Here is a 19,182-nt window from a genome sequence, read left to right as displayed (position 1 = left end):
TGCCGATCCAGATTGTCGCGATTGCGCAGCAACAGCCAGCGGCTGGATTTGATCACCCGGCGGGCAGGCTTGTCGTGGCGCAACTGGTTGGCCTGGTCGACCCGCACCCGGTCGATCACCTCGCGACCGTACTTGGCCACCACGTGGAACAGGTCGTAGACGACCTCGGCGTTGGGACAGTTGGCCTTGATCTCCAGTTCGTAGGCGGTCGTCATGTCGATCGCGACGGCCCGGATCTGCTCGGCAACGCCGGCAGGAAGTTGCTCGAAGAAAGCGCGCGCAGTCTCGCGGGAGCGGCCATTGCCGACCCACAGCACCTGACGGTTCATCGGATCGACGACCACCGTGGCGTAGCGGTGGCCCTTGTGCAGGGCGAACTCGTCCATGGCCAGATAGTGGATCCGGCTCCAGTCCGGCTCCTGGATTGTCTGCCGCAACCGGGCTTTATCCAGCGCCTTGACGGTGTGCCAGCCCAACTGGAAGAAGCGGGCGACCGCCAGGATGTTGCTGGAGACCAGCAGTTGGCTGACTGCTTCGGCCAGCCGATCGGTGACCCGCTGATAGCGCCCCAGCCAACTCAGCTTCTCCAGTCGCGGGCCACCGCACTGATCGCACCAGACGCGCCGGCGCGGCACCACCAGCGCGACGCGGAACGCCAACAGCGGCAGATCCCGAACCCGGCGCACCGTGGTCTCGTGGACCTGCCGGCATCGGCTGCCGCAATGCACGCAATACATCGTCCGTGATGACGGCTTGAGGTAGATCGTGACGATTCGACTGTCACCCTCAGGCCACGCGATCCGCTCCACCCGGTAGCCTTCCCAGCCCCCAAGCTTCTCAATCGTCTTGCGGTCCAGCATGACCTCACCCCTGAGCCCTGAAAATCAGGCCTCAAGGGTAAGGGCGGTCCTTGAAGGCTCCCCGCTGATCCGCGAAGAACCTTTTTTTGTTGCCCTGTCGGTACGTCAGTCGACGGTGGCCGGCAGCAGCTTCTCCGGCTCCGGCGAGGCCTCCACGATCAGTTCGCCGTCGCGCACGTCGATGCTGACCCGGCCGCCGTTGACCAGCTTGCCGAACAGCAGCTCGTCGGCCAGCGGACGCTTCACCTTGTCCTGGATCACCCGCGCCATCGGGCGTGCGCCCATCTGCGGGTCGAAGCCATGCTGGGCCAGCCAGTCGCGCGCTTCCGGGGTGGCGTTGATCGCCACGTTCTTCTCGTGCAGCTGGCTTTCCAGTTCGATGACGAACTTGTCCACTACGCGCAGGATGTGGTCGAAGCCCAGCGGCTGGAACTGCACGATCGCATCCAGGCGGTTGCGGAATTCCGGGCTGAAGGACTTGCGGATCACTTCCATCGCATCGGTGCTGTGGTCCTGGCGGGTGAAGCCGATCGACCGCCGCGACGCCTGCTGGGCGCCGGCATTGGTGGTCATCACCACGATCACGTTGCGGAAGTTCGCCTCGCGGCCATTGGTGTCGGTGAGCGTGCCGCGGTCCATCACCTGCAGCAGGATGTTGAAGATGTCCAGGTGCGCCTTCTCCACCTCGTCGAGCAGCAGCACGCAGTGCGGCGTCTTGACGATCTTCTCGGTCAGCAGGCCGCCCTGGTCGAAGCCCACATAGCCCGGGGGCGCGCCGATCAGGCGGCTGACCGAATGCGGCTCCATGTATTCCGACATGTCGAAGCGCACCAGTTCGATGCCCAGCTGGTGGGCCAGCTGGCGGGTGACCTCGGTCTTGCCCACGCCGGTGGGGCCCGCGAACAGGAAGTTGCCGATCGGCTTGTCCGGGTTGGCCAGGCCCGAGCGCGCCAGCTTGATCGCCGAGGCCAACGATTCGATCGCCGGATCCTGGCCGAAGATCACCATCTTGAGGTTGCGCTCGAGGTGCTGCAGCACGTCCTTGTCGGATGCGCTGACCTGCTTGGCCGGAATCCGCGCCATCCGCGCCACGATCGTTTCCACCTCCTCGACGTCGATCAGGGCCTTGCGCACCTCCTCGGGCAGCAGGCGCTGGCGCGCGCCGGCCTCGTCGATGACGTCGATGGCCTTGTCCGGCAGCAGGCGGTCGGCGATGTGCTTGACCGACAGCTCCACCGCTGCGCGCAGCGCCTCGTCGGCGTAGGTGACGTCGTGGTGCGATTCGTACTTCGGCTTCAGCCCGCGCAGGATCTCGATCGCCTCGCCGGTCGTCGGCTCGACGATGTCGATCTTCTGGAAGCGGCGTGCCAGCGCGCGGTCCTTTTCGAAGATGCCGCGGTATTCCTGGAACGTGGTCGAGCCGATGCAGCGCAGCTCGCCCTTGGCCAGCGCCGGCTTGAGCAGGTTCGACGCATCCATGGTGCCGCCCGATGCGGAGCCGGCGCCGATGATGGTGTGGATCTCGTCGATGAAGAGCACCGCGCCGGGATGCTTCTGGATGGCGGCAAGCACCGCCTTCAGGCGCTTCTCGAAGTCGCCGCGGTACTTCGTTCCGGCGACGAGTGCGCCGAGGTCGAGCGAATAGATCGTGGCGTGCGCCAGCACCTCCGGCACTTCGCCGTCGACGATGCGCTTGGCCAGGCCTTCGGCGATCGCGGTCTTGCCCACGCCGGCCTCGCCCACGTACAGCGGGTTGTTCTTGCGGCGCCGGCAGAGGATCTGGATGGTGCGCTCGATCTCCTCGCTGCGGCCCACCAGCGGGTCGATGCGCCCGTCGCGTGCGGCGGCATTGAGGTCGGTGGCGTACTCGGCCAGTGCGTCCGCCTTGCCGTCACCGGCCTCGCCGACCGTGCCCTCGCCGTCCTCGCTGCCGGGCGCGGGCTCGCCATCGCCGGTCTTGGCGATGCCGTGCGACAGGTAGTTGACGACGTCGAGGCGGGTGACGTCCTGCTGGTTCAGGTAATAGACGGCGTGCGAGTCCTTCTCGCCGAAGATCGCCACCAGCACGTTGGCACCGGTGACCTCCTTCTTGCCGGAGGACTGCACGTGGTAGACCGCGCGCTGGAGCACGCGCTGGAAGCCCAGCGTGGGCTGGGTGTCGCGGCCGTCGTCCTCGTCGAGCTTCGACACGCTGGTGGCGATGGCCTGTTCCAGGTCGCCGCGCAGGCGCTGGAAGTCGACGCTGGTGGCCTTGAGCACCGCCTCGGCGGACGGGTTGTCCATCAGGGCCAGCAGCAGGTGTTCGACCGTCATGTACTCGTCGCGGGCTTCGCGTGCCCGCTTGTAGCACTGGCCGATGGAGTACTCGAGATCCTTGCTGAACATGGGGCGGATGCCTCCGGAAAGTCTACGGCCTAGGTGGGGCCGGTCCGCCGGTTTTCCATGTCCGCCGGTCCTGCCTGCTTTTAGGCCTTCTCCATGGTGCAGAGCAAGGGATGCTGGTTCAGGCGAGCGTATTCGTTCACCTGTGCCACCTTGGATTCGGCCACTTCGCGACTGTAGACCCCGCACACGCCACGACCGCGTGTATGGACATGCAGCATCACCTGGGTGGCTTTCTCCAGGTTCATCGCGAAGAAGCGCACCAGCACGTCGATGACGAAATCCATCGGCGTGTAGTCGTCATTGAGCAGCAGCACCGCATACATCGGTGGCCGGGCGAGTTCGGGGCGGCCGGTTTCGACGGCAACGCCGTGATCGTGCTCGTGTTCGGGATTGCGTGGCATGGCGGAATTATACGTTCCGCGCAACAGCGTTCCGTGGACGCCACGAAGGTGCGGGGCGAGAATGCCGGTGCGCGTTGCTGGAACGCGCCATTCCGGATCCCCCATGCCTGCCGCCCTGCTGCTGTCCGCCCTGCTCCTCTCCCCGCCCCCTGCCCCGACCGAACCGCCGGTGATCATCGACCCGGCGATCGACCCGGTGCCGGCGCTGCTCGACGAAGCCGGCATCGACTACGAGATCGACGGCGACGGCGATTACCGGGTGGTGTTTTCGTGGGCGCAGGAATCGCGCACGCAGATGGTGTTCGTGTCGGGGCGCGCCGAGGACATCGCCGGCAGGCGTATCCGCGAGGTGTTCTCGCCGGCCGCGCAGTTCGACCAGGCCCCGGATGCGGAGACCGCTGTCGCCCTGCTGCGCGACAGCCAGACCCGCAAGCTCGGCGCCTGGGAACTGGCCGGCGACGTGCTCTATTACGTGGTGAAGCTGCCGGAACCGTTCGATGCGCAGCTCCTCGAGCTCGCATTGTCGGCCGCCGCGGAGCTCGCCGACGACCGCGAGATCGGGTTCACCGGCGAGCTGGACGCACTGTGAGTTCGCGACGCGATCTCAGCGGGCAGCCCGCGATCACCGTGGCCACGCTGGTGGCCGATCGCGGCCGGCTGCTGTGCGTGGAGGAAATGGCCGCGGGCACGCTGGTGATCAACCAGCCGGCCGGGCACCTCGACCCCGGTGAGTCGCTGGTCGACGCCGCCGTGCGCGAAACCCTCGAGGAAACCGCCTGGACCGTGTGCCCGACCCACCTGGTCGGCGTGTACCAGTGGGTGGCGGAGGACGGCCTGCCGTTCCTGCGCTTCGCATTCGCGGCAACCCCGGTGTCGCATGACCCGGAGCGGGCGCTGGACCGCGGCATCGAACGCGCGCTGTGGCTGACGCCCACCGTGTTGCGGCAGGCGCATGCCCGCCACCGCAGCCCGCTGGTGGCGCGCACGGTCGAGGATTTCCTTGCCGGCCGGCGCTATCCGCTCGACCTAGTCGCCTGGCTGCCATGAGCGCTGCGCGCATCATCGTCGGCATGTCCGGCGGCGTGGACTCGTCGGTCACCGCGCTGTTGCTGCGCGACCGCGCCCGGGAGGGCCAGGGCGAGCCGATCGCCGGGCTGTTCATGCAGAACTGGGCCGATGACGGCAGCGGTGACTGCCGTGCCGAGGACGACCGCCGCGACGCCGTCGCCGTCTGCGGGCGGCTCGGCATTCCGATCCATTTCCGTGACTTCTCCGGCGAGTACTGGCAGGGCGTGTTCGAGCATTTCCTGGCCGAGTACGCCGCCGGTCGCACGCCGAATCCGGACGTGCTGTGCAACCGCGAGATCAAGTTCCGGCATTTCCTCGATGCCGCGCACGCCCTGGGTGCGGAACGCATCGCCACCGGCCATTACGCCCGCGTGGACCATGCCCACGGCCGCTGGCGGCTGCTGCGCGCCCACGACGCCGGCAAGGACCAGAGCTATTTCCTGCACCAGCTCGGCCAGGAGCAGTTGGCCGCGACGCTGTTTCCGCTGGGCGAACTGCCCAAGCACCGGGTGCGCGAGCTCGCGGCCGCGGCGGGCCTGCCGACCGCGGCGAAGAAGGATTCCACCGGGATCTGCTTCATCGGCGAGCGTGATTTCCGCACGTTCCTCGCCCGCTACCTGCCGGCACGCGAAGGCGAGATCCGCACGCCGGACGGGCGCGTGCTCGGCACCCATCCGGGCGTGTTCTATTTCACCCTCGGCCAGCGCGAGGGCCTGCAGCTGGGCGGCGTGCGCGGATTCGCCGCGGCGCCGTGGTACGTGGTCGACAAGCGCGTGGCCGACAACGTGCTGGTGGTGGACCAGGACCGCGACAGCCGATGGCTGATGTCGCAGGTCACATGGGCGGAGGGTGCGCACTGGATCGCCGGTGCCCCACCCGGCCAGCGGTTCAGGGCGCTGGCGCAGACGCGCTATCGGCAGCCGCCGGAAGCCTGCGATGTCCTGGTGCGCGACGACGGCACGCTCGAGGTGCGCTTCGAGCGCGCGCAGCGTGCGGTGACTCCGGGGCAATCGCTGGTGCTCTATGACGGCGACGAGTGCCTGGGCGGCGCCGTGATCGCCACCACGGATGCTCCCGCGACGCGGGCGCAGGACCGCGATGACCTCGGGGCAGCGGTTAAACTTGCGCGATGACTGATTCCTTCGACGATCGCGTGCTGGCCCTTGCGGCGCTGGCACAGGCTCTGCAGCAGGTCCGCACCACCGCCGAGACCGGCCAGTCACGCAGCGACGCCGCCAGTGCGGTGATCGACAGCGTGTTCCGCATCGACGCCGAGTCGGTGGTGGATGTCTATGGCGGGGTGCCGCCGCTGCATCCTGGACTGCGCCTGCTGCGCGATTACCTCACCCGCCAGGCCCATGACGACGCCGTGCCCAAGCTGGCGCTTTCGGTGATGCGGCTGGAACGGCGTTTCTCCTCCGAACCGGCGGTACAGGAGGCGGTCGGCACTGGCCTGCGCAGGCTGGCCCCGCAGGCCGAGGCGCATGGCGCCACCCATCCCGACGTGCTCAACGCGCTGGGCAGCCTGTATGCCGACACCATCAGCCACCTGCGACCCCGGGTGATGGTGCAGGGGTCGCCGCATTACCTCGGGCAGGCCGCGGTGGTTGCCGAGATCCGTGCGCTGCTGCTGGCCGCGGTGCGTTCGGCGGTGCTGTGGCGGCAGGTCGGCGGCAGCCAGTGGGACCTGCTGTTCTCGCGCGGGCGGATGATGGAATCGCTGGCACGGCTGGTGCCGTAGCGGGAGCATGCTGTAGAGGAAGCATGCTGTAGAGGAAGCATGCCGTAGCGGAAGCGGGTCGCGGCGGGGCGGGTGCGAGGGGCCACCGCGGATGTCGGCCATGCAGGGCCCGAAACGGAACACGCCGTTCCCGGCGCTCCACACCCGGGGCGCTAGACTGGCCCGCCCGGTGCTGGACGACCCCTCCCATGAAACGCCTGTTGCTGCCGATCGCACTGGGCGCGGCCTGCTGGATGCCCGCGCATGCTGAAATCCCCCTCGGGACGGTCGCCGGTTCCGATGTGGCGTTCGAGGGCATGTTCCAGGTCGACGGCTACTGGTTCGACAACGACCTGCGCGACCTCGACGGCCGCGAAGACGGCCGCGACCGTGCCACTGGCATCCGCCGCTTCGAACTGGTGCTCAAGGGCCAGGGGCCCGGCGGCTTCGGCTGGGTGCTCGGCTACGACGTCGAGGCCGACGCCTTCCTCGACAACAACGTCACCTGGTCCTTTGGCGGCGACGGTTCGCCGGAGCAGACCCTGCTGCTGGGCCAGGCCAAGCAGCCCGACAGTCTCGAAGAGCTGTCTTCCGCGCGCCATAACGACTTCATCGCCAAGGCCGCGGCCACCGGCACCTTCGCCACAGGCCGCAGGCTGGGCGCATCGTGGACGTACGACGCCGGCGACCTGGGCGCCACCGTCGGCTGGTTCGGCCGCAACCTGGACGATGACGCCGGCGGCGCCGGTTACGCCGCCCGTGGCTGGTGGGCGCCGGTGCGCGACGACGGCCGCGTGCTGCACCTGGGCCTGAGCCATGTCGACCGCGATACCGATGGCGACGCGCTGCGCCTGCGCGCGCGCCCGAATGCCGACTTCGCCGAGCGCATCATCGACAGTGGCGGCCTGGTCGATGTCGACCGCCTGGCCACCACCGGCCTGGAAGCGATGTGGATCGACGGCCCGGTCAAGCTGCAGGGCGAGTACTTCCTGTCGCGCGCCGACCGCATCGGCACCAGCGGCTACGACACCGAAGGCGGCTACGTCAGTGCACTGTGGACGCCGGGCGGCAGCGGCTGGAACTACGGCGGTGGCCTGCCCCGCACCCGCGTCGAGAACCCCGGGTTGTGGCAGCTCGGCCTGCGCTACGACTACCTGGACCTCGACGACGGCACCGTGCGCGGTGGCCGCATGGAGGCCTGGACGGCGGGCGTGAACTGGTACTGGCGGCAGAACGCCAAGCTGATGCTCAACTACGTCAATGTCACCAGCCGTGCCCGCGACGCCGCCAGCGGCCTGGTGCTCAACGACGATCCATCGATCCTCGAGGCGCGCGTCCAGCTGCACTGGTAGGCGCACCGGACCCGCGCTGCAGCATTGGCGTGCACCCGCTGCGTCGATGCCTCGCAGCGCACGCGTTGCCAGGCGCGACACGCCATCGGGGAGCCGGCGATGTGCCGCCTCCGGTGCTGCTTCACCCGCTGACGGCCAGATCCCATTCGATGAAGCTGGCCAGCAGGTCCGGGCTGTCGCCGGGCTGCTGACGGTCCGCGGCTAACCGTTCCAGTTCGGCCAGCGCCAGCAGCTCGAGCTGGCGCAGCACATCCTCGCGGCGACGCCGCGGTGGTTGCCCCGCGATGCCGCAGTCCGGGGCCTGCGCGGCCGGCAGTGGCGCCACGCACGACAACGCCCCGGCGGTGGCCGGGGCGTCGCTGTCGTCGTGGGCGCTCGTGCGGTCCAACTCAGAACAGCTCGACGGTGCCCGCGCCCATGGATTCCTGGGTCACCGGCTTGTGCGGCGGCTTCTCCCAGGTGCTGCGCAGTTCGCGCACGCGCTGGCCGATGCGCTGCAGCGCACGGATCAGTTCCTCGTCGAACACGCCGCCATTGCGACGCAGCAGGTCCTGCAGGTCGATCGCTTCGCGGTTGATTGCGTTGAGCCGCTCGAGGTGCGCATGCACCCCGCCGAGCGCCTGGGTGGCGATGTCCTCGAACTGCAGCGCGCGTACGGCTTCCGCCACGCTGCCGTCGATGGCACGGCCGCAATCGGAGATCTCGCGCATGCCGTCGCCCAGCGAACGGTTGATCGCGGCCACCTGGTCGAGCATGCCGGCGGCTTCGGCGCGCGCCTCGCGGGAGCGGTTGAGATCGCGCGAGGCCATGCCCGACACGGTGTCGCGCACCTTGGCGATGGATTCCTTGGACGAATGCGCGAGCTTGCGGATCTGCTCGTTGAACGCGGTGGAGCGCTCGGACAGGTTGCGCACCTCGTCGGCGACCACGGCGAAGCCGCGCCCGGCCTCGCCGGCACGCGCGGCCTCGATGGCGGCATTGAGCGCCAGCAGGTTGGTCTGGTCGGCGATCGACTTCACGTCCTCGAGCAGCGCGAAGATGCCGTCCAGGTGCCCGGCCATTTCGTCGATATGGGTCACGGTGGCGCCGCTCTGGCCGCTGACCTGTTCCAGTGCCTCCACCAGCTGCTCCATGCGCTGGCTGGCGTGCTGGGCGAAGCGGGCGACGTCGGCACCGCCGTCCTGGTCGCCGGTGCGGTCGAGGATGCGTGCCATCGCCTGCGCCTGCTGGCGCGACTTGCGGTTCATCGCGTCGAAACTGCTGCCCAGCCCGCTGACCGCCTGGCGGATCAGGTCGCGCGCGCGCTCCACCTCCACCCGCGAGCCCTCGATCTCGGCGCCGACGAACTGCCGCAGCTCGCTCAGCAGCTGCTCCTGCTCCTGCAGGATGCGGGTGTGTTCCGGCGGGCGGCGGGTCTCGCGCATCACCAGCCAGACGCCGACGCCGATCCAGCTGGCGGTGACGGTCAGCAGGATCGCCCAGCGCATCGCGCCCGGCCATTCGAGCGCGAACGCCAGTGGCAGCAGCAGGGTGAGGAACAGCGGTGCGGCGAGGCGGATCAGCAGGCGTGCGTACATGGGGCGCTCTCAGGGGCGGGCTCTACGGACCCGGTATCGGCCCCCGTCGACCGGCCTTTAGCGTTTGCGCCGGTTGCCGCGCGATTCCACGCATCTTCGGTGGCATTTGCGACCCAGGACGCAGTTCGCGTGGACGCGGTGATCGCGGGCGCAGGACCGGTCGGAGCCTCCTGCGTGCGCGTGGCCGGCTGCAGGGCGCAGCGTCCGGAGGCCCACGATCGGGTCACGACCAGTTGCCTGCCACCGAGCGCTGGCGCACGGCCGTGAGGCCGGGTCGTGGGCGGCCCGCCATATGGTGCAGGCGCAGGATCGATCAGCGCCGCAGGACGGTCACCCGGGCGGACTCGGCCATGGCGTCTCCGGGCCGCGGCTGCAGCCAGCGGGCCACTTCGTGCGCCGGCAACGGCCGCGCGTACAGGAAACCCTGCACCTCGTCGCAGCCGAACTCGCGCAGCAGGCGTTCGTCGTCCGCGGTCTCCACGCCTTCGGCGAGCACCTGCATCCGCAAGGCCTTGCCGAGCTGGATGATCGCGCGGGTCACCTCGGCCGAGCGGCGGCCTTCGCCGAGACCGGCAATGAAGCTGCGATCGATCTTCAGCCGCCCCACCGGGAACCGGCTGAGATAGCTGAGGCTGGAGAAGCCGATGCCGAAGTCGTCGATGGCCAGCGCCACGCCCTCGCGTGCGAATACCTCGAAGCAGTGCCACAACGCCGGCGTATCACGCAGCAGTGCCGACTCGGTGAGTTCGAGTTCCAGCTGCGTGGGCGGCCAGCCGCTCTCGGCGCAGGCACCCAGCACGCGCGCGGCGAAGCCGGGATCGCGTAGCTGGACGGCCGATACGTTGACCGACATCCGCCCGAGCGTGATGCCCGCGCGCGCCCAGGCCGCCGCCTGGCGGCAGGCCTCGCGCAGGACCCAGTCGCCGATGGCGGCGATATCGCCGGTCGCCTCGGCGATCGGGATGAATTCGTCCGGCGGGCAATTGCCGAGATCGCGGTGGTGCCAGCGCAGTAGTGCTTCCACGCCCACCACGGTGCTGCTGCGCAGTTCGTAGAGCGGCTGGTAGACCAGCGAGAACTCCTCGCGCTCGAGCGCGCCGCGCATCGCCTGCTCGAGGTCCAGGCGCCGGCGCGAACGGCGCCACGCTTCCGGGCTGTGGAACTGGATGCGGTTGCGGCCATCGTCCTGCTTGGCGTTGTGCAGGGCCGCGGCCGCGGCGCGCAGCAGCTCGTCGAAGCCGACGTCCGCGGGGCGGATCGCGATGCCGGCGCTGACGCCGAACCGCAGGATCTCGCCGTCCACCGGCACCGGGTCCGATAGACCGGTCACGATGCGCTGGGCGGTGGCGGCGATCGCCTCGCGGCCCTCGCCCTGGCGCAGCAGCACCACGAACTCGTCGCCGCCCAGGCGCCCGAAGAGATCGCCGGCATCCACCAGCATGTGCAGGCGCGCGGCCACGGTCTTGAGCACCGTATCTCCGGCGGCGTGGCCATGGGCCTCGTTGATGCCGCCGAAGCCGTCGAGATCGAGCAGCAGCAGCGCATGCCCGGTGGCGCAATCGGCCGCGGCCAGCACCGCCTCGATCTCCTCGCGCAGCCGGGTGCGGTTGGGCAGCCGGGTCAGGGTGTCGTAGTGGGACAGCAGTTCGATGCGTGCGCTGGCCTCGCGTTCGCGCGAGATGTCGCGGAACAGCACCAGGTGCCGCCCGCGGGTGGCGCCGTCGCGGTCGAACTCGACCACCGCCTGCACCCACACCTGCACGCCGTCGGGACGGTAGAAGCACAGGTCCAGCGAGATCGCATCGGCGCCATCGGCCACCCGCGCCATCGCCTCGTGCAGCGCATCGCGCGATTCGATCGTGTAGTGGCGCAGCAGCTCGTCGAGCGCCATCGTGCTGCCTTCGCGCCCGTGCAGGCGCGCGCACTCCTCGGTCCAGTGCAGGGTGCGGGTGGCGGCGTCGATCTCGCAGCCGCCGATGCGGCCCAGCTCGGCCACCCGGCGCAGCAGTTCGCCGCGGCGGCGGTTGGCCGCATCGGCGCGACGCTGTGCCGTGAGGTCCTGGATCTGTGCGATCACCCGCAACAGCCGTTCGCCATCACAGCGCGGCGAGGCCCAGACCTGCAGGTGCAGGCGCCCGGCCGCAGCTTCCACGGTGAGCTCGAAGCTGGTGGTGCCGTCGCCCTGGCGGAGCCGGTTCCAGCCCTGCCGCAATGCCTGGCGATCGCCACGGCAGCGCCGCAGCCACGCGCGCACGCGCAGCCCGTCGTCGAGGCCCAGTGCGGTACGCAGCTCCCGCGTGCACCAGACCACGTCGGTGGATGCATCCCAGGTCCAGCTGGCCATGCCGGCCAGCCGCTGTGTTTCCTCGACCAGCCCGCGCTGCTCGCGCAGGCGCTGTTCGAGCTGCTTCTGGCTGCCGATGCCCGTGACGGTGCCGGCCATGCGCAATGGCGTGCCACTGGCATCCCAGGCGGTCACGCGGCCGGCGTCGCGCACCCAGCGCCAGCTGCCGTCGCGATGCAGGCAGCGGTACTCGCACAAATAAGCGGGGCTGCGCCCGGCCAGGTGCGCTTCGAGCGCGGCGCGCAGGCGGCCGCGGTCATCGGGATGGGCGCGGCGCTGGGCATCGGCGAAGCTGCCGACAGCCGCTGACGCACCCTCGTGGCCCATCAGTCTCAGCCAGGAGACGGAACGCTGCAGACGGTCCTGGCGGATGTCCCAGACCCACAGGCCATGGCCACCCGACTCCGCCGCTTCCAGCCATGCACCCGCCACCGACGACAGCTGCACGCTCAGCGAATAGGCCACCACGCCCTGCTGGTCGCGGCTGACCACGCGCATGCAGGCCTGCAGCGCGCCATCGGCGCCCGGCAGTTCGCAGTCCACGGCCTCCTCACCCTGCGACAGCCGCGCGCGCAGGCCGGCCAGCGAGGGCGCATGGCGTTCGACCAGCGCATCCAGCCCGCGCCCCTGCGCCGCGGCATTGGCCAGCAGGCAGCGGCCGTCGCGGTCAAGCAGCAGCAGGCCATCCGGCAACGGATGGCTGAGCAGGCTCGAGATGACGCCAGGATCCATCTGCGCGAATCGCTCCGGTTGCGTGCCGCCCGGCCGTGGTCGGCATGGCTTGTCCATCGGTAACGGCGGCACCGGCCGGAAATTGAGGCGCGCCTGCGGGGGCGGCTAGACTCGGGTGCAGCACCCTCGGAAGGACCACATGGCAGCAGCGCGAGAGGAAGGCAGCGACACGGCGCGTGCATATCGTTCCGGCCTGCGCCAGAGCCTGGCGGGAATCCGCTGGCGGATCCCGTTGCTTTACCTGGTGCTGGCCGGCGCGTGGATCCTGTTCAGCGACCACCTGGTGGAAGGGCTGTTGCCCGCGGCCGCGGTGCGGGTGGCGCAGTCGGTCAAGGGTCTGCTGTTCGTGCTGGCCAGTGCGGCGGCGCTGTGGCTGCTGCTGCGCAACCAGGCGCGCGGCATCGAACGTGCCCACCGCGCCACCCTTGATTACGCGCAGCGTTATCGCGAGCTGCTGGAGCGCCATCCCGATCCGCTGTGGCTGCACGAGGCCGGCAGCGGCCGGCTGCTGTACGTCAATCCGGCGGCACGCAGGTTCTTCGGGCTGGGGGCGGATGATGCGCTGCCTGCCGACGCCGCGGCGCTGCAGGGCGTGCTGCCGCACCCCGGCGAGGAAGGCCGGCCGGCGACGATCCGGCGCATCCACCTGCCCGGGGGGCGCCGGCACGATGTCGAGCTGCATGTCGCGCGGCTCGACCACGACGGCCGCGAGGCGCGACTGGTCAGCATGCGCGATCGCACGGCCGAGATCGGCGCCGAGCGCGAGCGTGCGCAGAGTGCGCGGCGCATGCGCGAAGCCCAGCAGCTGGCCTGCCTGGGGTCGTGGGAATTCGATCCGGCATCGGGCCACGGCCATCTGTCCGAGGAAACCTGCCGCATGCTCGGCATCCGTGCGCCTGCCGGTGACGGCGCCGACGTCCGGGGCCTGCTGCTCGATTCATTGCCCGGCTGGGGCGGCGAGCTGTCCAGCCTGCTGGACGCGCTGGCTTCCGGCCACGGGACGACCCTGGACGTGGTGATCCCGCTGGAAACCCCGGATGGCACGCGCCGGCTGCAGCTGCGCGGCGCACGCGCGGCCGACGACGGCGCGCCGCACCTGCTGCGCGGCACCCTGCAGGACATCACCGAGGCCGAAGCCGCGCGCCGCCAGCTGCGCGAACGCGAGCGCCAGTTCCATGACCTGATCCGCGCCCTGCCCGACGGCGTGATCCTGCTGGCCGGCGACCGCGTGCGCTACGCCAACCCCGCGTGCGCCGAGGCGTTCGGGCGGCCGGTGGAATCGATGCCCGGGTTGCCGGTGCAGGCATTGGTGGCCGAGGACGATGTGCCGCTGCTGCGCGAGTGGCTGCGCGCCGCACTCATGCCGGGGCAGTCGCCGGATGCCGCCGTGCGCACGCCGCGCATGCGCCGCAGCGACGGCAGCCTGTTCAACGCCGCGCTGACCGCCGCCGAGACCCGCTACGAAGACGCCATCTGCACGGTGGTGGTGATGCGCGACCTCTCCGATGCGGAGCGCATGCGCGACGAGCTGGTCGCCGGCAACCAGCAGCTGCAGGCGATGGCGGCACGCATCTTCTCGGTGCAGGAGGACGAGCGGCGCAGGATCTCGCGCGACCTGCATGACGACATCGGCCAGTCGATCACCGCGATCAAGATGTCGGCGAGTGCGGCGATGGACGAGGACGACCCTGCGCGGCGGCGTGACGATCTCGACGACGTGCTCGCGCTGGCCGATGCCACGCTGTCACGGCTGCGCGACATCTCGATCCTGCTGCGTCCACCGCAACTCGACGCGCTGGGCCTGGAGGCGGCGCTGCGCTGGCATGCCGAGCGGCTGTTCGCGCATGCGGGCGTGGAACTGGACCTCGCCATCGGCGTGCTGCCACAGCGGCCGGAGCGCGAGGTGGAGCAGGCCTGCTTCCGCATCGCGCAGGAAGCGATGACCAACGCGCTGCGGCATGCGGCGCCCGCGCGCGTGTCACTGTGGCTGCAGGACCAAGGTGACCGCCTGCACCTGCAGGTCGTCGACGACGGCCGCGGGTTCGACACGCCCGCGGAAGGCGGGCTGGGCCTGGCGATCATGCGCGAACGTGCGCACGGTGTCGGCGGCGCATTCGACATCCGCTCCGCGCACGGTGCGGGCACCACCGTGGAGGCCGTGCTGCCGTACGAGCCGGCGGCAAGCGCAAAGCACGCCAGCCAGCCAGCTGGCTAGAATGCCGGCATGCGAAATACCGATCCGGATGCGCCACCTCCCCTGCCTCGTCTGGGTGCCGGCCATCCCGAACTGGCGGCACTGGTCGATGCCGCACGCCAGGGCGGCACGCCGCTGGTGCTGCTGCACGTCGATATCGACCACTTCGCCTCGATCAACCAGAACATGGGCGTCGAGGTCGGCGATATCGCGCTGGAGACCGTTGGCGAACGGCTGAGGACGCTGATCGACGGCCGTGGCCATGTCTGGCGCCACGGCAGCGACGAGTTCGTGGTGGCGCTGCCCGATGCGCAGGCGTCGGTGGTGACTGCGCAGGCGCTCGCTCAGCAGCTGATCGCCACGATCGAGCAGCCGCTGACGGTGCTGCCCTACACGCTGTTCCTCGGCGCCAAGGTCGGCATCAGCCTGTGCCCGCAGCACGGCAGCGATGCCTCGCAGCTGCTGCAGCTGGCCGAGACCGCGGTACGCCGCGCCTCGCACGTGGTGCACGATCCGGTGCAGGTGCACGCGGCGCCGGCGCTCGACCGCGCGCAGAGCGAGAGCACGATCGCGCGGCAGATCGTCGACGCCCTGCCCAACCGCGAACTGCGCCTGCGCTTCCAGCCGATGATCAGTGCGCGCGACGGGCGCATCGTCGGCATGGAGGCGCTGATCCGCTGGCAGTCGCCGGTACTCGGCCTGCTGTTGCCGGAGCGGTTCCTGCCGATCGCCGAGCGACTGGGCGTGATCGTGCAGATCGGCGACTGGATGCTCGAGCGGGTGATCGAGCAGTGCAAGCTGTGGCGCGAGCAGGGCTTCGACGACTTCTTCGTCGGCGTCAACGTCTCGACACTGCAGCTGCTCGAGCCCGATTTCGTCGACCGCCTGCTGGCGCGCATGCAGCACGCCGCGCTGCCGAATTCGGCGATCCTGCTGGAGATCAACGAAAGCGCGCTCAGCACCAACACCCAGGCGGTCTACCAGGCCATCGCCGCGCTGCGCCACGAGGGCGTGGGCCTGACCCTGGACAACTTCGGCACCGGCAATGCGAGCCTCGGCGCGCTGGTGCGTTACCCGGCCGACATCCTCAAGATCGACCGCAGCTTCATCAATGCCGCGCCGGCAGGCAGCCGCGAGACGGCGATCGTGCGCGCGATGATCGCGATGGGCCACCAGCTCGGCATGAAGGTGATCGCCAACGGCGTGGAAACCGAGGCGCAGCTGGGGTTCCTGCGACGTGCCGACTGCGACATCTTCCAGGGCTATCTGTTCGGCGAGGCGATGAGCGCAGAAGCCGCAGGCCAGGCGCTGCGCCGCCGCTATCTGCGCGCGGAACTGTTCGCGGCCACCACCACCGACCGCACCCTGCTGCTGGTCGACGACGAGGAGAACGTGCTGCGTGCGCTGGTGCGGCTGTTCCGCCGCGATGGCTACCGCATCCTCGCCGCGGGCAACGTGCGCGACGCGTTCGGGCTGCTGGCCACCAACGAGGTGCAGGTGATCCTGTCCGACCAGCGCATGTCGGAGATGGACGGCACCGAGTTCCTCGGGCGGGTGAAGATGCTCTACCCCGACACCATCCGCCTGGTGCTGTCGGGCTATACCGACCTGGCCACGGTGACCGATGCGATCAACCGCGGCGCGATCTACCGCTTCCTGACCAAGCCCTGGGACGACACCGAGCTGCGCGAGCACATCCGCCAGGCCTTCCGCACCCACGACACCCAGCGCAACCGCGAGGCGTCGCCGCAGGCCTGACCCTCAGAGCCTGGGTCTGGGTTGGCGGGTGGGCAGGACCACGCGGAAGCGACTGCCCTCGCCCGGGTTGCTGTCGACCTCGATGCGGCCGTGGTGCTTGGCCACGATGCCGTAGGAGATCGACAACCCCAGCCCCGTGCCCTTGCCGACCGGCTTGGTGGTGAAGAACGGATCGAAGATGCGCTGCTGGACGTCGGCGGGAATCCCCGGGCCGTCATCGCCGACCTCCACCCACACCATGCCGTCGGCGGCGCCGCTGCGCAGGGTGATCACCCCGCGTTCCTCGATCGCCTGGCCCGCATTGAGCAGCAGGTTCATGAAGACCTGGTTCAACTCCGACTGCAGGCACTCGATCATCGGCAGGGTGCCGTACTGCTTGTCCAGCGTGGCCTTGTAGCGCAGCTCGTTCCAGACGATGTTGAGCGTGGAATCGAGCCCGGCATGCAGGTCGGCGAGCTTCCAGGAATGGTCGCGGTCGGAGCGCGAGAAGTCCTTGAGGTCCTTGACGATGCGGGTGACGCGCTCGATGCCCTGGCGGCATTCGGTCAGCAGCTGCGGGAGGTCGCGGCTGATGAAGTCGATGTCGAGCTGCTCGCGGGTGGCGTCGATCTCCTGGCGCTGGGCGGCCGGGTCCGGCGACGCCAGCGCACGGTCGTAGGCATCCACCAGCGCGAACAGGTTGCTGAGGTATTCCTGCAGGCTGCCCAGATTGGAATGCACGTAGCCGATCGGGTTGTTGATCTCGTGCGCCACGCCTGCCGCAAGCTGGCCGATCGAGGCCATCTTCTCGGCCTGCAGCAGCTGTTCCTGCGCGGCGGTCAGGCGCACGTTGAGTTCGGCGTGGCGGCGCAGCAGCTCCTGGTCGCTGTCGCGTACCAGGCCCGGGTCCTGCAGCAGCAGCAGGGTGTGCTCGCCGTCGGGCAGCGGGTGCAGCCATGCGGCCAGCACGCGGCCCTCGCCGAACGGCAGATAATCGTTCCAGCGCCCCTGCTCGCGGGCCTGCGGCACGGCGTGCGGCGGCAGGAGATCCTCGATGCGTGGCGCGGCACCCGAATACAGCGGATGCGAGCGGTAGAGCACCTGCGCTGCCGGGTTGGCGTGCACCAGCGTGCCGTCGCGACCGTAGACGAGCACCCCTTCCTGCACGCGTGCCAGCGCCTCGTCGAGGATGGCCGGAGGAAGAGGTGTGGGATTCGGGACTGGGATCACGGCGCACGGACATTGCGGCATTGCGCCGCATCATACCGCTGCGCAGTCCGGCGTCGCCGGCTTCGCCCCGTGGGGACTGCAATTGCCCGCTGCTCCGCCGTCAGGCGACCGCCAGCTCCCGCGAATGCCGGGCCTGCTCGGCACGGCCGTGGGCATCGTAGGCCGGTGCGCTTTCGACGCGCCCGAGGTGACGCAGCGCCCAGTTGACCTCGCGGCGGCGGCGCGCGAGCAGCGCACCGTTGGCGCGGTTGAGCTCCGCCAGTTCCGCCAGCGGGCCGGCGACCTCGCTGTCGGTCGTGGCCTCGAGCTCACGCAGCGCGGTGAGCTTCTCGCGCGTGGAACGCATCAGCGCCTCGACGTCGTGGCCGATCAGCGCCTCGCGTTCGTCGGCGAGCGCGGTGGCAAGGCGCTCGAGGCTGGCCTGTGCGGCGGACATCAGCCGGCGAGCTGCGAGTCCAGCTCGAGCATGCGCGAGGCGATCGCTTCCGGGTCGATCCGGTAGCTGCCCGAGGCCAGCGCCTCGCGTACGGCCTGCACGCGCGTCTCGTCGACCGCGGGGCGGGTGGAGAGGTCGCGCTGCAGGGCCTGCAGGCCGGTAGCCTCGCCGGTCAGGCGCAGGCTGTCGACGGCGGCGGGCGCCTCGACCGCCTTGCGGGCATCGCCGGCACGGGCGACCTGGCCGAGGGCCGGGGCGGTGCCGCGCACCGCTGCGGCGGGCAATCCATCAATCTTCTGGGTCATGGCAGGTGTCCTGACGCCGGGTTGGTAAGGGGGTTCATGGCCGTTATCGACCGGTGCCGGAAAAGCTTTAGGGGAATTCCCCACACCCGTTCATCGTATTCATGCGAGCCGCAACCGGGCTGATCGCGAGGGTCTGCCGGCCCGTCACCGGCTCACCAGCACGTCGCCGTCCGGATCCACGGTGCCCTGCACGATCCGGCGCGACGACAGGTTCTCGACGCTGACCCGCTCGTGCTCGCCGGCATCACCGAGTGCACGACCAACCATCCGCACCTCCACCCCGCCCCGGCGCGAGACCAGGGCGATGGTGTCGCCGCGACGGACCAGCCGTGGGGCGACCAGGTCGTTCGCGGTGAGCACGCTGCCCGCGGACAGCGTACGTCGTGCCACCCGGCCCACCGCGTCCACCGGATCGGCAATCGCGGCACCGGCGATGCGGGTGGCATCGCGCTGCTCGGCGCTGAAGACATCGGCCGTGATCGGCTGGCCTGAAGCCACGCTGCGCGACAGCACCAGCACGGTCTGGCTGCGATGCACGCGGACCGGCACGAACAGCCGCCAGCCCGAGGGGCACGCGACCTCGGCGGTGCCGGCACCGGTCATGCGTGCCTCCAGCGGCTGCGCACACCGCGGCATGCGCAGTGCGGGATCGAGCGTGGCATCGGTCCCCTCGCCGCCGCCGGCCGCCGTGAGCGCAGCGGCGCGGATCGACTCCACGGGCTGGAAGCCGGCCGAGCCCCAGGCCGCGGACGCAGGCAGGAGGCCGAGCAGGCACAGCATGGGCAGCGCCACAAGGCGACGCCATTTCGGCGTGCGACGGCCGGTGCGGAGCGGTGGCTTC

General features: G+C 69.9%; 17 protein-coding genes. 7 read left to right on the top strand and 10 right to left on the bottom strand.

The genetic code is table 11. The features are described 5' to 3' along the window. The 3 genes from LDO11_RS03170 to clpS form a co-directional block, all read right to left on the bottom strand. Positions 1-860, bottom strand: an 860-nt coding sequence (locus LDO11_RS03170) for an ISL3 family transposase (RefSeq protein WP_232140297.1), incomplete at its 3' end; no start/stop codon positions are given. A gap of 105 nt (positions 861-965) precedes the next feature. After that, positions 966-3,245: an ATP-dependent Clp protease ATP-binding subunit ClpA gene (clpA, locus tag LDO11_RS03165; protein WP_232140296.1), complete on the bottom strand. Its 2,280-nt coding sequence runs from the start codon at positions 3,243-3,245 to the stop codon at positions 966-968. Between the two features lie 80 nt (positions 3,246-3,325). Then, positions 3,326-3,646 carry an ATP-dependent Clp protease adapter ClpS gene (clpS, locus tag LDO11_RS03160; RefSeq protein ID WP_232140295.1) on the bottom strand — a complete coding sequence of 107 codons (321 nt, stop codon included), beginning with the start codon at positions 3,644-3,646 and terminating at the stop codon, positions 3,326-3,328. A 103-nt stretch (positions 3,647-3,749) separates the two neighbouring features. Here clpS and LDO11_RS03155 point away from each other — a divergent pair, with 103 nt between their 5' ends. From LDO11_RS03155 to LDO11_RS03135, 5 genes are all read left to right on the top strand, one after another. After that, complete coding sequence (locus LDO11_RS03155; RefSeq protein WP_232140294.1) at positions 3,750-4,235, top strand: hypothetical protein; 486 nt, start codon at positions 3,750-3,752, stop codon at positions 4,233-4,235. Next, positions 4,232-4,693: an NUDIX hydrolase gene (locus LDO11_RS03150; protein WP_232140293.1), complete on the top strand. Its 462-nt coding sequence runs from the start codon at positions 4,232-4,234 to the stop codon at positions 4,691-4,693. Before LDO11_RS03155 ends, LDO11_RS03150 begins: the two co-directional genes overlap by 4 nt. After that, the gene (gene mnmA, locus LDO11_RS03145) at positions 4,690-5,847 is read left to right on the top strand and encodes a tRNA 2-thiouridine(34) synthase MnmA (protein WP_232140292.1); all 1,158 of its coding nucleotides are present in this window, start codon (positions 4,690-4,692) and stop codon (positions 5,845-5,847) included. Before LDO11_RS03150 ends, mnmA begins: the two co-directional genes overlap by 4 nt. Beyond that, positions 5,844-6,455, top strand: coding sequence for a high frequency lysogenization protein HflD (gene hflD / locus LDO11_RS03140; protein ID WP_232140291.1), 612 nt, complete (start codon positions 5,844-5,846; stop codon positions 6,453-6,455). Before mnmA ends, hflD begins: the two co-directional genes overlap by 4 nt. A 188-nt stretch (positions 6,456-6,643) precedes the next feature. Further along, positions 6,644-7,786, top strand: coding sequence for an OprO/OprP family phosphate-selective porin (locus tag LDO11_RS03135; RefSeq protein ID WP_232140290.1), 1,143 nt, complete (start codon positions 6,644-6,646; stop codon positions 7,784-7,786). A gap of 121 nt (positions 7,787-7,907) precedes the next feature. Here the strand turns inward: LDO11_RS03135 and LDO11_RS03130 are convergent, their stop codons facing one another. The 3 genes from LDO11_RS03130 to LDO11_RS03120 form a co-directional block, all read right to left on the bottom strand. Continuing rightward, complete coding sequence (locus tag LDO11_RS03130; protein ID WP_232140289.1) at positions 7,908-8,174, bottom strand: hypothetical protein; 267 nt, start codon at positions 8,172-8,174, stop codon at positions 7,908-7,910. 1 nt (position 8,175) lies between these two features. Further along, positions 8,176-9,363 (bottom strand): methyl-accepting chemotaxis protein, encoded by a 1,188-nt coding sequence (locus LDO11_RS03125; RefSeq protein ID WP_232140288.1) that lies wholly within the window; start codon positions 9,361-9,363, stop codon positions 8,176-8,178. A gap of 313 nt (positions 9,364-9,676) precedes the next feature. Next, positions 9,677-12,439, bottom strand: coding sequence for a bifunctional diguanylate cyclase/phosphodiesterase (locus LDO11_RS03120; RefSeq protein WP_232140287.1), 2,763 nt, complete (start codon positions 12,437-12,439; stop codon positions 9,677-9,679). Positions 12,440-12,578: 139 nt separating this feature from the next. On the opposite strand from LDO11_RS03120, the gene LDO11_RS03115 reads away from it, so the two are divergent. Next, a complete protein-coding gene (locus LDO11_RS03115) occupies positions 12,579-14,654 on the top strand; it encodes a PAS domain S-box protein (RefSeq protein ID WP_232140286.1) in 2,076 nt (691 codons plus the stop codon). A 9-nt stretch (positions 14,655-14,663) separates the two neighbouring features. Continuing rightward, a complete protein-coding gene (locus tag LDO11_RS03110) occupies positions 14,664-16,391 on the top strand; it encodes an EAL domain-containing protein (protein ID WP_232140285.1) in 1,728 nt (575 codons plus the stop codon). Positions 16,392-16,394: 3 nt separating this feature from the next. Here the strand turns inward: LDO11_RS03110 and LDO11_RS03105 are convergent, their stop codons facing one another. The 4 genes from LDO11_RS03105 to flgA all read right to left on the bottom strand — a co-directional run bounded on the left by LDO11_RS03105 (position 16,395) and on the right by flgA (position 19,127). Next, on the bottom strand, positions 16,395-17,621 hold the full coding sequence (locus LDO11_RS03105) for an ATP-binding protein (RefSeq protein WP_435574583.1): 1,227 nt from the start codon (positions 17,619-17,621) through the stop codon (positions 16,395-16,397). Between the two features lie 79 nt (positions 17,622-17,700). Beyond that, positions 17,701-18,036: a flagellar protein FlgN gene (locus LDO11_RS03100; RefSeq protein WP_232140284.1), complete on the bottom strand. Its 336-nt coding sequence runs from the start codon at positions 18,034-18,036 to the stop codon at positions 17,701-17,703. Next, entirely contained in the window at positions 18,036-18,341 is a 306-nt protein-coding gene (gene flgM / locus LDO11_RS03095) for a flagellar biosynthesis anti-sigma factor FlgM (RefSeq protein WP_129135858.1), read from the bottom strand. Before flgM ends, LDO11_RS03100 begins: the two co-directional genes overlap by 1 nt. Before the next feature lie 144 nt (positions 18,342-18,485). Next, positions 18,486-19,127, bottom strand: a complete 642-nt coding sequence (gene flgA, locus LDO11_RS03090) for a flagellar basal body P-ring formation chaperone FlgA (RefSeq protein WP_164972232.1) — start codon at positions 19,125-19,127, stop codon at positions 18,486-18,488. Between the last annotated feature and the right edge of the window lie 55 nt (positions 19,128-19,182).

The organism is Alterluteimonas muca, assembly GCF_021191595.1.
GTDB classification, from domain to species: Bacteria; Pseudomonadota; Gammaproteobacteria; order Xanthomonadales; family Xanthomonadaceae; genus Luteimonas; species Luteimonas muca.
The sequence above is the reverse complement of the archived record's forward strand: the minus strand, read 5'-3'. Positions and strand labels throughout refer to the sequence as shown.

Excerpts from the sequence above, each read along its gene's own strand:
- LDO11_RS03110 (WP_232140285.1), top strand. The coding sequence starts at position 14,664 with ATGCGAAATACCGATCCGGATGCGCCACCTCCCCTGCCTCGTCTGGGT.
- LDO11_RS03105 (WP_435574583.1), bottom strand. The coding sequence starts at position 17,621 with ATGCCGCAATGTCCGTGCGCCGTGATCCCAGTCCCGAATCCCACACCT.
- mnmA (WP_232140292.1), top strand. The coding sequence starts at position 4,690 with ATGAGCGCTGCGCGCATCATCGTCGGCATGTCCGGCGGCGTGGACTCG.
- LDO11_RS03155 (WP_232140294.1), top strand. The coding sequence starts at position 3,750 with ATGCCTGCCGCCCTGCTGCTGTCCGCCCTGCTCCTCTCCCCGCCCCCT.
- clpA (WP_232140296.1), bottom strand. The coding sequence starts at position 3,245 with ATGTTCAGCAAGGATCTCGAGTACTCCATCGGCCAGTGCTACAAGCGG.
- LDO11_RS03115 (WP_232140286.1), top strand. The coding sequence starts at position 12,579 with ATGGCAGCAGCGCGAGAGGAAGGCAGCGACACGGCGCGTGCATATCGT.
- LDO11_RS03135 (WP_232140290.1), top strand. The coding sequence starts at position 6,644 with ATGAAACGCCTGTTGCTGCCGATCGCACTGGGCGCGGCCTGCTGGATG.
- LDO11_RS03120 (WP_232140287.1), bottom strand. The coding sequence starts at position 12,439 with ATGGATCCTGGCGTCATCTCGAGCCTGCTCAGCCATCCGTTGCCGGAT.
- flgM (WP_129135858.1), bottom strand. The coding sequence starts at position 18,341 with ATGACCCAGAAGATTGATGGATTGCCCGCCGCAGCGGTGCGCGGCACC.
- LDO11_RS03100 (WP_232140284.1), bottom strand. The coding sequence starts at position 18,036 with ATGTCCGCCGCACAGGCCAGCCTCGAGCGCCTTGCCACCGCGCTCGCC.
- hflD (WP_232140291.1), top strand. The coding sequence starts at position 5,844 with ATGACTGATTCCTTCGACGATCGCGTGCTGGCCCTTGCGGCGCTGGCA.
- LDO11_RS03125 (WP_232140288.1), bottom strand. The coding sequence starts at position 9,363 with ATGTACGCACGCCTGCTGATCCGCCTCGCCGCACCGCTGTTCCTCACC.
- clpS (WP_232140295.1), bottom strand. The coding sequence starts at position 3,646 with ATGCCACGCAATCCCGAACACGAGCACGATCACGGCGTTGCCGTCGAA.